Annotated in this window: 10 protein-coding genes and 1 pseudogene; 7 read left to right on the top strand and 4 right to left on the bottom strand. The window is 62.0% G+C overall.

Annotation, left to right across the window (positions count from 1 at the left end):
- Positions 1–54: 54 nt before the first annotated feature.
- From murB to lepA, 4 genes are read right to left on the bottom strand one after another with little or no spacing between them, the layout of a single operon-like run.
- Positions 55–1005, bottom strand: coding sequence for a UDP-N-acetylmuramate dehydrogenase (gene murB / locus HMPREF7215_RS06275; RefSeq protein ID WP_009164891.1), 951 nt, complete (start codon positions 1003–1005; stop codon positions 55–57).
- On the bottom strand, positions 974–2869 hold the full coding sequence (locus HMPREF7215_RS06270) for a YgiQ family radical SAM protein (protein ID WP_009164890.1): 1896 nt from the start codon (positions 2867–2869) through the stop codon (positions 974–976). Before HMPREF7215_RS06270 ends, murB begins: the two co-directional genes overlap by 32 nt.
- Before the next feature lie 13 nt (positions 2870–2882).
- Positions 2883–4013 carry a radical SAM family heme chaperone HemW gene (hemW, locus tag HMPREF7215_RS06265; RefSeq protein WP_009164889.1) on the bottom strand — a complete coding sequence of 377 codons (1131 nt, stop codon included), beginning with the start codon at positions 4011–4013 and terminating at the stop codon, positions 2883–2885.
- Positions 4003–5823, bottom strand: a complete 1821-nt coding sequence (lepA, locus tag HMPREF7215_RS06260) for a translation elongation factor 4 (protein WP_009164888.1) — start codon at positions 5821–5823, stop codon at positions 4003–4005. The genes hemW and lepA overlap by 11 nt, the downstream gene beginning before the upstream one ends.
- A gap of 460 nt (positions 5824–6283) precedes the next feature.
- Here lepA and purS point away from each other — a divergent pair, with 460 nt between their 5' ends.
- The 7 genes and pseudogenes from purS to HMPREF7215_RS06225 form a co-directional block, all read left to right on the top strand.
- The gene (gene purS, locus HMPREF7215_RS06255; protein WP_009164886.1) at positions 6284–6541 is read left to right on the top strand and encodes a phosphoribosylformylglycinamidine synthase subunit PurS; all 258 of its coding nucleotides are present in this window, start codon (positions 6284–6286) and stop codon (positions 6539–6541) included.
- Positions 6538–7245 (top strand): phosphoribosylformylglycinamidine synthase subunit PurQ, encoded by a 708-nt coding sequence (gene purQ / locus HMPREF7215_RS06250; protein WP_009164885.1) that lies wholly within the window; start codon positions 6538–6540, stop codon positions 7243–7245. Before purS ends, purQ begins: the two co-directional genes overlap by 4 nt.
- A complete protein-coding gene (gene purL, locus HMPREF7215_RS06245; protein ID WP_009164884.1) occupies positions 7242–9365 on the top strand; it encodes a phosphoribosylformylglycinamidine synthase subunit PurL in 2124 nt (707 codons plus the stop codon). The genes purQ and purL overlap by 4 nt, the downstream gene beginning before the upstream one ends.
- A 150-nt stretch (positions 9366–9515) precedes the next feature.
- Entirely contained in the window at positions 9516–10511 is a 996-nt protein-coding gene (gene purM / locus HMPREF7215_RS06240) for a phosphoribosylformylglycinamidine cyclo-ligase (RefSeq protein WP_009164882.1), read from the top strand.
- A complete protein-coding gene (gene purN / locus HMPREF7215_RS06235) occupies positions 10508–11077 on the top strand; it encodes a phosphoribosylglycinamide formyltransferase (RefSeq protein WP_009164881.1) in 570 nt (189 codons plus the stop codon). The genes purM and purN overlap by 4 nt, the downstream gene beginning before the upstream one ends.
- An 11-nt stretch (positions 11078–11088) precedes the next feature.
- Entirely contained in the window at positions 11089–12609 is a 1521-nt protein-coding gene (gene purH / locus HMPREF7215_RS06230) for a bifunctional phosphoribosylaminoimidazolecarboxamide formyltransferase/IMP cyclohydrolase (protein ID WP_009164880.1), read from the top strand.
- A 3-nt stretch (positions 12610–12612) separates the two neighbouring features.
- Positions 12613–12879: pseudogene (locus HMPREF7215_RS06225) on the top strand (phosphoribosylamine--glycine ligase N-terminal domain-containing protein); the annotation flags it as partial.

Here is a 12879-nt window from a genome sequence, read left to right as displayed (position 1 = left end):
CGAATCCAAAAATGATGGAAGCTCTTCCGGAAATGAGGAGCTTCCATTTTTTATTTACAGGAATGCGTCAAGACGCCCGCATCGGCCGTCCGGGGCCGCATAACAGACCTCGCAGTGCAGCAGAAATCCCGTCCGCTCCAGAACTTTCCGTCGGACGTGCCTGATCAGCGCGAAAACATCCGCCGAGGAAGCCCGTCCGCAATTGACGATAAAGTTGGCATGGCGCGCGCTGATCTCCGCATCGCCGACGCGAACGCCTTTCAGTCCCGTCTGCTCGATCACCATGCCCGGCGGCCCGTACGTTTCGTAAAGCCGGGGCTCGTTGCTAAACACCGAACCGCAGTTGGGCAGGTCCAGAGGAAACTTTTCCCGGCGTTCTTTCAGGACGGCCAACATATTTCGGCGCACTTCATCGGGAGTGCTCTGCCGAAGTTCCAGTTCCACGCCGAGAATAACGCTCTTCTTCTCCTGAAAAACCGAATGACGGTAAGAAAAACGACACTCCGCGGAAGAGACGGCGGCACTGTTCCCCTGTTCGTCCAAAATGTCCACGCAGACAACGGCGTCGCCGATATTCTTTCTGAGACTGCCGCCGTTCATATAAAGCAATCCGCCCAAGTTGCCGGGGATGCCCACGATATGTTCGAGCCCCGTCAGGCCGCGCCCGGCGCACGCCCGCGCCAGCGCCGGAGCCCAGATCCCGGCTTCCGCTTTGACCCTCGTGCCGGAAAAACGACAGCGGCTCATCCTGCTGCCCAGTTTTATGATCGCGCCACGGTAACCGGCGTCGTCGAAAAGCATGTTGGAACCGTGGCCGATGACAAGAAACGGAACGTTTGCCTCTATGGCAAGGCGGCGCGCCGACGCGGTCTCCTCCGCGCTACGCGGTTCGATCACATAATCCGCGGGGCCGCCGATCTTCCAGTGACATAGATTTCGCAGCGGCACGCCGGCTTTCCAGATCAATCCCGAATCAGTCAGGGTTTCGGCGAGTGTGTTGGCCATATTTCCTTTTTTCTCCTCCCGAAGCGAAAGACGCGTTCCGTCCTTTTCGTTTCACAGAAATCCCCTGCCGGCCCCTCTTCGGCGGGCGGATCAGGCAGCGCTCGTCCCAGCCGATCAAGTCGTCGCGGCCGGCTTTGTGCAACGCTTCCGCCACAAGGTCGTAATTTTCGGGCTTCCGATACTGAAGCAGCGCGCGCTGCAGGGCTTTTTCATGACCGCCGCGGGGGACGTACAGCTTTTCGCCCGTCGCCGGGTCGAGCCCGGTATAGAACATGCAGGTCGAGAGGCTGCCCGGCGTCGGGATAAAGTCCTGCACCTGCTCCGGCGTGAAACGCTGATCGCGCAGAAATTCCGCCAGCTCGACCGCGTCTTTCAGCGTACATCCCGGATGGCTGGAAATCAGATACGGCAAGACGTACTGCTCTTTCCCCGCGCGCCGCGTCGCCTCTTCGAAGAGCTTTTTAAAGCGCACGTACTCCTCGACGGGCGGCTTGCCCATCAAACGGAGCACGCGCAGGCTGGCATGCTCCGGCGCCACGCGCAGCTGCCCGGAAACGTGATAGCGGCACAGCGCGTCGATAAACCGTCCGCCCTCGGGATCGGCGAGGATATAATCGTAACGCAGTCCCGATCGGATAAAAACTTTTTTCACGCCGGGAACGGCTCTCAGTTTTTCAAGCAGCCGGATGAACTCACGATGAGTCGCGTTCAGATGAGGGCACGGCTTCGGCGAAAGGCACTGCCGGTGGCGGCAGCAGCCGCGGCGCAGCTGATCTTCGCAGGCGGGAGAACGGAAATTCCCCGTCGGGCCGCCGACGTCGTGAATGTAGCCTTTGAATTTCGGGTGGCGCGTCATCTCGCGGGCTTCCCGCAGGATCGACTCCTCGCTTCGCGCCTGAACGATGCGCCCCTGGTGGGCGTGGATCGCGCAGAAAGCGCAGCTGCCGAAGCATCCGCGCGTACTGTTGATGCTGAAGCGCACCTCTTCAATGGCGGGGACTCCGCCGCGGGCGTCGTACATGGGATGGGCTTCGCGGGTAAACGGCAGCTCGTTGACCAGGTCGAATTCTTCCGTCGTCAGCGGGCGCATGGGCCTGTTCTGCACCATGTAGCGGTCGCCGACTTTTTGCGCCACCGCCGTGCCGCGGATGGGGTCCTGTTCCAGGCTTTGCAGGCGGAACGCTTCGGCATAAGCCGTTTTGTCGGCCGCGACCGCCTCGTAGGGGGGAATTTCCACGCAGTCCCCCGGCTTTGACTTTTTCATCACGCAGGTGCCCGGCACCGAGTCGATCTCGCGCGCCGGCACGCCCGCCTCGAGCCGGGCGGCGATTTCCTTCAGCTGAAGTTCGCCCATGCCGTAAATCAAAAGATCCGCTTTGCAGTCGGCAAGCATCGGGCGGCGCACCTTGTCCGACCAGTAATCGTAATGGCTGAAACGGCGCATACTGGCTTCGATGCCGCCGACGATCAGCGGCTTTCTCCCCCAGATCTCGCGGACGCGGTTGCAGTAGACGATCGTGGCCCGATCGGGGCGATGTCCGGCTTCGCCGTTGGGCGAATAGGCGTCGTGACCTCGCTTGTTGCGCGAGGCGGTCAGCTTGTTCAGCATGGAATCCAAGTTGCCCGCCGACACGAAGACGGCCAGCCGCGGTTCCCCCATCGCTTCGAAATCGCTGCGGCCGCGCCAGTCGGGCTGGGCGATCACGCCGATGCGATAGCCGAGGAATTCCATCCAGCGGGCGATCAGACCGTTGGCAAACGTCGGGTGATCCACGTAAGCATCGCCGGTGACAAACAGAAAATCCAGTTGGTCCCAGCCGCGGCGCTCCATGTCGCGCCGGCAGACCGGCAAAAAATCGTTCATTCCCATGGCCTCTTTACCGCTCCAAATCCATCAGTTCCGTCCAGATCGAATTGCCGACGCGCATTCCCCGCGGCGAAAGGGCCACGCCGTTCCCGCTCCAGACAAAATCCGCCTCCGGCAGGGCGCGCAGGCGCTTCGTTATCGCGTCGAGCCACCTTTTGCCATAGCGCGCGGCAAACTCCTCGAAATGGATGCCTTCGCTCGTGCGCAGCGCCAGTATCGCCGCTTCCGAAGCTTCCTGCGCCGCGGAAAGTTTCTCGCGAAATTCCACGGGACTTTGTCCGTTCTCGATCCGCTCCGCCCACCGTGCCAGGCTGCGGCAGTTGGCGAAGCGGACGCCGCCCAGGAAGCCCCAGGCGGCAGGCCCGGCGGCATATACGTCGCTGCGCTTCCAATAGGCTCGATTGTGCCGGCTTTCAAATCCCGGGACCGCAAAACTGGCGATTTCATATTGTTTCAATCCTTGGCGCGGCAGATAATACTGCGCCCAACGGTACATCGGATAACCGTCCGGCAGTCCCGACGGCCGACAGCGCCCCCAGAAACTGCCGTCTTCGATCATGAGCTGGTAGACGGACAGATGCGTCACGCCTTCGGCGACGAGCTTCGACATGCTTTCGTGCCAGCGCCTCAGCGTCTGGCGCGGCAGGCCGAAGATCAGATCGGCGCTGACGCGAAAACCCTTTTTCATGCAGAGTTCGAGAATCCTCAGCGCCTGCGCGCTGTCGTGCGGTCGGGCCATCGTTTTCAGTTCCCGATCGTCGAGGGATTGTACGCCCACGCTGACGCGAGTGACGCCAAAATCTTTCCAGAGCGCCAGTTTTTCCTCGTCGACGCTCTCGGGATTGGCTTCGACCGTAAACTCGCAGGCGGGCTCCCGCGGCACCTTGCCCAGCGCGCCGAGCAGTTTGCGCCAGAGAGCCAAGGGAAGATACGACGGCGTGCCGCCGCCGATATAGACCGTAGAAAAACTTTCTCCTTCGCCAAGCCCGCTCTTTATCGTTTCCAGTTCCGCGGCAAGACACGCCAGCCACCGCTCCATCTGCCCGCTTCGCGGCGCAAAGCTGTAAAACGCGCAGTACGGGCACTTGGAACGGCAAAAAGGCGCATGGACGTAAAGCGAGAGGCAGCGGTTATTTGTCATCCTCTTCATCGTTCACGTCGAGGAACGAGAGGAACGCTTCCGGCGGAATGGAGACTTTGCCGATCTGCTTCAGGCGTTCCTTGCCCTTCTTTTGTTTTTCGAGCAGCTTGTTCTTGCGCGAGATGTCGCCGCCGTAGCACTTGGCGAGCACGTCTTTGCGCAGAGCGCGCACGTTGGTGCGCACGATCACCTTTTTGCCGATCGACGCCTGGATCGGCACTTCGAAAAGCTGGTTGGGGATCAGCGTTTTCAGCTTCATGGCCGAGGCGTGACCGCGGTGATAGGCGTCGTCGACGTGGCAGATGAACGAAAACGCGTCGATCGGCTCCTGATTGATGAGCATGTCCACCTTGACCAGCTTCGACGCCCGAAAGCCGATATGCTCGTAGTCGAGAGACGCATAGCCGCGCGTCAGCGACTGCAGTTTGTCGTAGAATTCCACGATGAACTCGGCCAGCGGCAGATCGTAGGCAAGCCGCGCCCGTTCGGGCGTGATGTAGTCGAGGTTGATATACACGCCGCGTTTGTCCTGGCAGAGCTGCATGACCTTGCCCACGTAATCCTTGGGCGTGTAGACCGTCAGCCGGATCATCGGCTCCTGGACTTCCTGAACGTCGCCCTCCGGAGGAAAATCGCCGGGGCGGTGCGCTTCGACGACTTCGCCGTCCTTTTTGACGACGCGGTACACCACGTTGGGAGCCGTGGCGACGAGATGAACGTCGAATTCGCGCTCGAGCCGCTCGCGCGAAATGTCCATATGCAGCAGTCCGAGGAAGCCGCAGCGGAATCCGAATCCCAGCGCCGTCGAAGTCTCAGGATCGTAAGTCAGCGAGGCGTCGTTCAGCTTCAATTTTTCCAAAGCGTCGCGCAGCTGCGGGAAGTCGTCGCGCTCCACCGGGTAAAAACCGCAATAGACCACCGATTTCACCGCCTGGTAACCGGGAAGCGCCTTTTCCGCCGGCCGGGCGACGTTCGTCACCGTATCGCCGACGCGCGCTTCGTCAAGCGTCTTGATGCTCGCCGTAAAGTACCCGACTTCCCCCACCCCGAGCGCATCGACCGGCGTCCAGCCCGGCGAAAAGACGCCCACCTCTTCGACCGCATAGGAAGTGCCCGTCGCCATCATTCTTATCGCGTCGCCCGGGCGCATGGCGCCGTTCATGATGCGGACATAGCAGACGATGCCGCGATAGTTGTCGTAAACGGCGTCGAAGATCAGCGCCTGCAAAGGCGCGCTTTCGCTCCCCCGCGGCGCGGGGACGCGAGCGACGACCTGCTCCAAAATGTCCCGGATGCCGATGCCTTCCTTGGCGCTGCAGCACACGGCCTCCGAAGCGTCGATGCCGATCACGTCTTCGATCTCGCGGCGGACTTCCTCCGGGCGCGCCGAGGGCAGATCGATTTTGTTCAGAACCGGGAGCACCGTCAGATCGTGATCGACCGCCTTGTAAGCGTTCGCCAGCGTCTGCGCCTGGACTCCCTGCGTGGAATCCACGACAAGCAGCGCGCCTTCGCAGGCCGCCAGAGAGCGCGACACTTCGTAGCCGAAATCGACGTGCCCCGGCGTGTCGATCAGGTTCAGCACGTACGTCTGCCCGTCGGCGGCACGGTAATCCATGCGCACGGGCACGGATTTGATGGTGATGCCCCGCTCCCGCTCGATCGCCATGTTGTCGAGGATCTGCTCCTTCATGTTCCGTTTGGCGATCGTTCCCGTCGATTCCAGCAGCCGGTCAGCGATCGTGGACTTGCCGTGGTCGATATGAGCGATAATTGAAAAGTTGCGTATTTTTCGAGGATCGGCCGTCACAAAAATCGTCCTTCTTTCTTGCGTGATACAAAAATTGCGGTTTCTGATCTGCAAGCTAGTATACACGATTTTCCTGCCAGCACAAAGTTTTTTTGATTTTAGACTTTCAAATGCCAGCCGTCAAAAAAAATAAAAATTTTCGCGAAAGCTCCTTTCTCTGTTATTATTTGCAGAAAGAGTTTCGACGCGCACACAACGACTCGATTTATTGCAACGAACGGCCGCCAAACGAGAATTCGGCTCCTCTTTCGACAAAAATTCGCGCGTCGTGTTTATTGACTTTTATCTCGCAATGAAGAATAATGTCAGTGCAATCTCTGCGTTCGGGCCCGTGGATATTTTGGGGACGGACCTGAAACTGTATTGTCGGCAACAACTTTTAAGGAACGGCTTTTAAACGTTCTCCGGCGTTCGGGGAGAAAATTATTTGGAATGCAATTCCAGAAAGAGGTATGAACTGATGACTTACGGAATCCGTCTGCTTGTTTTTCTCAAAGAAGGCGTGCTCGACACTCAGGGCAAAACGGTCGCGGCGTCTCTCAAAGGCATGGGGTACGGCTGCCTGAAAGATCTGCGCGTCGGCAAGTACATCCATCTCGACGTCGACGCCGCCTCCGAGGCCGAAGCCGTCGCACAGGTCGAGAAGATGTGCGACGATCTGCTCGTCAACGACATTATCGAAGAGTTCACGATCGAGCCGGAGGCACCCCGCGCATGAAAACCGCCGTTGTCGTCTTCCCCGGCAGCAACTGCGACCAGGACGCCGTAAAAGCGGCGGCTTCGGTCGCAGGAGCGACGGCCGTCACCGTCTGGCACAAGGAAACGGCCCTTCCCGACCGTACCGATCTGGTCGTTCTCCCCGGCGGTTTTTCGTACGGGGATTATCTGCGCTGCGGCGCTATGGCCGCGAATTCGGCGATCATGAACGCCGTCAAGGAACATGCCGCCAAAGGCGGGCTCGTTCTCGGCATCTGCAACGGCTTTCAGGTTCTGACCGAAAGCCGTTTGCTTCCCGGCGCGCTCCTTGCCAACGACTGCATGCATTTCGTCTGCAAGCCCGTCACCGTCCGCGTGGAGCGCGACGATCTGCCTTTTACGCTTCGATACAAAAAGAACGACGTGCTCACGATCCCGATTGCCCACAACGAGGGACGCTATTACATCGACGCCGAAGGGTTGGAGCGCCTGGAAGGCGAAGGGCGGATCGCTTTCCGCTACTGCGACGCGCGGGGCAATATCACCCCGGAAAGCAATCCCAACGGCGCGCTGAACAATATCGCCGGCATCGTCAACGAACGCGGCAACGTGCTGGGACTGATGCCGCATCCCGAGCGCTACAGCGATCTGCTGCTGGGCGGAAACGACGGCGCCGGATTCTGGACTTCCGTAAAAAGCTGGCTTGAAGGAGGCCTTCGCCGATGAATTACAAAGAAGCAGGACTCCGCGAGTCCGAGTATCTTTCCCTGAAAAAAACGCTGGGACGCGAGCCCAACGAACTCGAACTGCGCATCATGGGCGTGATGTGGTCGGAACACTGCAGCTACAAATCCACGCGCCCGCTGCTGAAAAAGCTTCCCAAAGAGGGCAGGTTCGTCGTCCTCGGTCCCGGCGAGAACGCTGGCGTCATCGACGGCGGCGCGGGCATCGGTATCGCCTTCAAGGTCGAGAGCCACAACCATCCCTCGGCGGTCGCTCCCTATCAGGGGGCGGCGACCGGCGTGGGCGGCATCATCCGCGACATCATCGCTCTGGGCGCTCGGCCGGTCGCCTCGCTTGACGGGCTGTTCTTCGGCTCCGAGCAGTCGCCGGTCCACGACGGCGTCGTCAAGGGCGTCGGCGGCTACGGCAACTGCATCGGCGTGCCCACCATCGGCGGCAAGACCTGTTACGATTCCACCTACGAGGGCAATCCGCTCGTCAACGCCATGAACATCGGCACGGTCCACCTCGACAAGATCGTCAGCTCGCAGACGGCCAGGCCTGGCCAGGCCGTCGTCATCCTCGGCTCCAAAACGGGGCGCGACGGCATCGCCGGCGCGGCGTTCGCCTCCACGGAACTGAAAGACAACACCAAGGAGAGCCGCCCTTCGATCCAGATCGGCGACCCGTTCGTCGAAAAGCTGCTCACCGAAGCCTGTCTGGAGATGCGCGACGCCGGCCTGTTCGTGTCGATGCAGGACATGGGCGCGGCCGGGATCCTCTCTTCCTCCTCGGAAGTGGCCGCCAAAAGCGGCGTCGGCATGACGATCGACTTCGACAAGGTGCCGCTGCGGGCGGAAGGCATGGAGCCGTGGGAAATCGCGCTGTCGGAGTCTCAGGAGCGCATGCTGCTGATCGTCGAAGACGCGAAAATGCCCGAAATTTACGCGATCGCCGAAAAATGGGGGCTCGACGCCACGGAGATCGGCCGCACCGAAGAGGGCGACCATTACCGCATTTACTGGAAAGGCAAGATCGTCGCCGACATTCCCGCCACGACGATCGGCAGCGACTGCCCCACTATCGACTGGCCGCAGCAGCGTCCGAACCTCGAAGCCCGCTGGAACAAAGAGCTGAAACTCGACGCGCCCTGTCCGGCTCAGGCCCTTGTCGATCTGTTGGGGGATTCCAATCTGCACTGCAAAGAAGACATTTACGTCCAGTACGACTCGATGGTGCAGGCGAATACCGTCGTCGGTCCGGGCTCGCCGGTCAGCGTTTTCCGCGTCGCCGACTCGGGACGGTTGTGCGCCGTCAGCATGGAAGCCGATCCTTGGAGCTGCGAACTCGATCCGGAACGGGCGGCGGCCAATCTGGTGGCCCGTTCCTGCCGCGCGCTTGCCGTCGCCGGCGCCGTTCCGGGCGGTTTAACCAACTGCCTCAACTTCCCTTCGCCGGAAAATCCTCAGCACTTCTGGGTGCTCTCGCACAGCGTCGAGGGTATGGCGTCCGCCTGCCGCGAGCTCGACTGCCCCGTCGTCTCCGGCAACGTCAGCCTCTATAACGAAACGTCCGCCACGGCGATCCTTCCCACGCCGCTGCTCGGCGTGGTCGGCCTCGTCGAGGCGCCGGCCGTCATGAAATGCGGCCGGTGGAACGAGGGCGATATCCTTTTCCTGGCCGGCTGGAACGAAGGCACTTTGGCGGCGAGCGTCTATCAACGCCACTACGCGCACGACTTCGCCGGACGTCCCGTTCCCTTCGTGCCCGAGCGCGAGCGCGCGTTCAACGCCGCCGCGCTGGCTGCGGCAAAAGCCCGGGCGGCAGACAGCGCCCGTCCGATCATCGGCGGCGGCCTGCTCGTCGCCGTCGCCAAAGAAGCGATCGAGAGCGGCGTCGGCGCCGATCTGAAAGACAAGGATTACAGCGCCGCCGATCTTTTCGGAGAAGGAGCGACCGCGGCGATCTACGCCGTGCCGGCCGCGAAGGTCGAAGAGTTCCGGCGCTGCTGGAAGGACGTGCCCCTCGAAGAGATCGGCGTTGTCGGCGGTCCATGCCTCGCCGTCGGCGGAAAATGCCTTCGCAGCGTCGAGGCGCTGAACAAGGCGTTCAGAAATCTTTAAAATTCCAGCGCGAGCCGCGTCCCTCCACCGGCAGCGGTTCGCGCGACCGCGGCGTTTTTTTCGCGCCGCGCCGAAGTTTGAGCTGACGGACGCTGCTGAACCGTCTGCAATCGAAATATCTCGCTTTGACTAATTGGAGGACAGAAGACCATGGGCAATCTGACGTACGAAAAGGCCGGCGTCGACATCAAGGGCGGCGACCATTGGGTTGAAACGATCAAGGGCATTATGAAACGCCACAAATCCGATCCGCGGGTGGTCGGCGGCATCGGCGGATTCAGCGGGCTGATGCGCCTCGACGGGGACCGCCTGATCGCCGGTTGCTGCGACGGCGTGGGCACGAAAGTGGAAATCGCCCGCGCCTCGGGGATTTACGACGGTCTCGGGCAGGACCTCGTCGCCATGAACGTCAACGATCTGGTCACCGGCGGCGCCGTGCCGCTCTTCTTTCTCGATTACATCGCCTGCGGCGCGCTGAACGAAGAGATGATGTCCGCCGTGGTCACGTCGGTCGTCGAGGCCTGCGAGTATTGCGGCTGCGTGCTGCTCGGCGGCGAAACCGCGGAAATGCCCGGCGTTTACGGCAAGGAAAGTTTCGACCTGGCAGGCTTCGCCGTCGGCACGCTCAAAGAATCGGAGATCATCGACGGCTCCAAGGTCAAAGAGGGCGACGTCATCATTGGCCTGCACAGTTCCGGCGTCCACAGCAACGGCTACACGCTGGTCCGTTCGGCGCTGGCGGATGAGATCGCCCACGGTCTGGACAAAGAAGGCCCCGTCGCGGGCGAAACGCTGGGACAAACGCTGATGAAGCCGACGCGCCTCTACGTTCCCCAGGCCGTCGCGGCGACGAAGACGGGCAAGGTCAAGGCCATGGCGCACATCACCGGCAGCGGCCTCGAGGACAACATCAACCGCGTCATCCCCGCCCCCTGCGTCTGCAAGCTGAGCTACGACTGGCCGCGCCCGGCCGTTTTCGATCTGATCGCCTCCAAGGGCGTTCCCGAAGAGGAGATGCGCCGTGTGTTCAACCTCGGCATCGGCTACGTCTTCATCGTCTCGCCCGAAGACGAGGCCGGGGTCGTCGCGGTCCTCGAATCTCTCGGCGAAAAACCGCGCCGCGTCGGGCGCGTCGTCAGGGCATGACCTGCAAAATCGGCATTCTCGTCTCCGGCCGCGGCACGAACATGGAGGCCATCGTCGATCGCATCGCCGCGGAAAAAGCCGACGTGCAGCCGCTTTTCGTGGCCAGCGACAACGCTTTCGCGGCGGGGCTACGCCTCGCCCGGCAGCGCGGCATTCCCACGGCCGTGCTGCCCTATGGAGACGGACGCGCCGCCGGCGAAGCCGCCCTCGAAAAGCTTTGGCAGGAGCGCGGGATCGATCTGCTCGTCCTGGCCGGCTTCATGCGCCTGCTGACGGGCAAGTTCGTCGGCCGCCATGAAGGGCGCATCCTCAACATCCATCCGGCGCTGCTGCCGAAGTTTCCCGGCGCTCACGGCATCGAGGACTTTTGGAAAAGCGGCGAACCGGTCAGCGGCGTCACGGTCCACCTCGTCGACGAGAAGATGGATCACGGCCCGATCCTGGCGCAGCGCGAAGTCGCCCGCGAAGTCGGAGACACGATCGAGACTTTTGCGGCCAAGATTCACGCCGTGGAGCATCAGATCTACTGGCAGGCGTTGAAAGACTACATCAAGCGGATTTCATAGGAGGTCTGTACATGAAACGCAGAGCGCTTATTTCTGTGGCCGACAAGTCGGGAGCGCTTGAACTCGGCCAAACTCTCGTGGGACTGGGCTGGGAGATTTTGTCGAGCTCGGGCACGGCGAAGATGTTCCGCGACGCGGGCGTTCCCGTCGTCGAAGTTTCCGACGTCACCAAGTTTCCTCACATCCTCGGCGGCCGGGTGAAGACTCTTCATCCGCTTGTTTTCGGCGGCATCCTGGCCCGCCGCGATCTGCCCGCCGACGTCAAGGACATGAAAGATCATGGCATCGACGGCATCGACATGGTGGCGGCCAATCTTTATCCGTTCGAAAAGACGGCCCGCTCCGGCGCCGCCCTCGACGCGCTGATCGAAAACATCGACATCGGCGGCGTGGCGCTGATCCGCGCGGCCGCCAAGAACTACCGCTACGTAACGGTCATGACCGATCCGGCCGATTACGCGCCCGTTCTCGAAGAGCTCAAGGCCGAGGGCGACGTGACGCCCGCAACGCGCCGCCGCCTGGCGCTTCGCGCCTTCGACGCCACCGCTCGCTACGACGCGACCATCGGCGCCGGGCTGCGCCGCGAGATGGGCGAAGAAAGCGGTGAAGATTCCGTGACGCTGCCGCTCGTGCGCAAGCAGGAACTGCGCTACGGCGAAAATCCCCATCAGCACGCCGGCGTTTACCTTCCGCCGCTGGCCGACTTCCCCGTGACGCAGCTGGCCGGCAAAGAACTCTCCTACAACAATCTGCTCGACCTCGACACGGCCATGCGCGCCACCGCCATGCTGCAGAGCGACGTCGGCGCCGTCGTCATCAAGCACACCACGCCCTGCGGCATGGCGGTCGGAAAATCGGTCGCGGAAGCCTACGACCGCGCCTTCGCCTGCGATCCGTTGTCGGCGTTCGGCGGCGTCGTCGGCGTCACCCGCCACATCGACCTCGAAACGGCCGAAGCCATTTCCAAACACTTCACCGAAGTGCTGCTGTGTCCTTCCATCGACGACGCGGCGCTGAAGCTCCTGACCGAGAAGCGCAAAAACCTGCGCGTCATGACGTGGAAGGGCGGGCGCGTTTTCGACCGGCAGATGGTTTCAACCTGGTGCGGCATGCTCGTGCAAAGCGACGAATTGGCCCCTCTTCCCGATCAGAAAAAAGGTCAATGGATCGGCACGCCCCGTCCCGACCTTTGGGACGATCTCGTGCTGGCCTGGAAAGTCGCGGCCGTGTCGAAGAGCAACGCCGTCGCCATGGTCAAAAACGGCGAAGCCGTCGGCATCGGCATGGGATTCTGCAGCCGCGTCTTCGCCGTCGATTTCGCGGCGCGTCAGGCCGGCGAGAAGGCCAAGGGCGCGGTGATGGCTTCGGACGCGTTCTTCCCGTTCCCCGACGGCGTCGAAAAAGCGGCCGCCGCCGGGATCGCCGCCGTCATCCAGCCGGGCGGCTCGGTCCGCGACGAAGAGGTCGCCGCGCGCGCCCGGGAACTCGGCGTGTCCATGTTCATCAGCGGGCACCGCACCTTCCGCCATTAAGCCATGACCAGCAGACTCAACATTGTCGTTCTCGGCGGCGGCGGCCGCGAACACGCGCTCGTATCCGCCTGCGCCCGTTCGCCCCGCTGCGGGAAACTCTACGCCGTCCCCGGCAATCCCGGTATCGCCCAAAAAGCGGAGTGCCATGCGCTGAGCGTCACAGACGGCGCAACGCTGGCCGCGTTCTGCGAGGATCGTCAGATCGACCTGGCCATCGTCGGCCCGGAAGGCCCGCTCGCCGCCGGCGTCGCCGACGCGCTGCGCGCCCGC

The sequence above is a fragment of the Pyramidobacter piscolens W5455 genome (assembly GCF_000177335.1).
Taxonomy (GTDB): Bacteria; Synergistota; Synergistia; order Synergistales; family Dethiosulfovibrionaceae; genus Pyramidobacter; species Pyramidobacter piscolens.
Note: the sequence above shows the minus strand (reverse complement) of the source record. Positions and strands in the feature narration are given on the sequence as shown.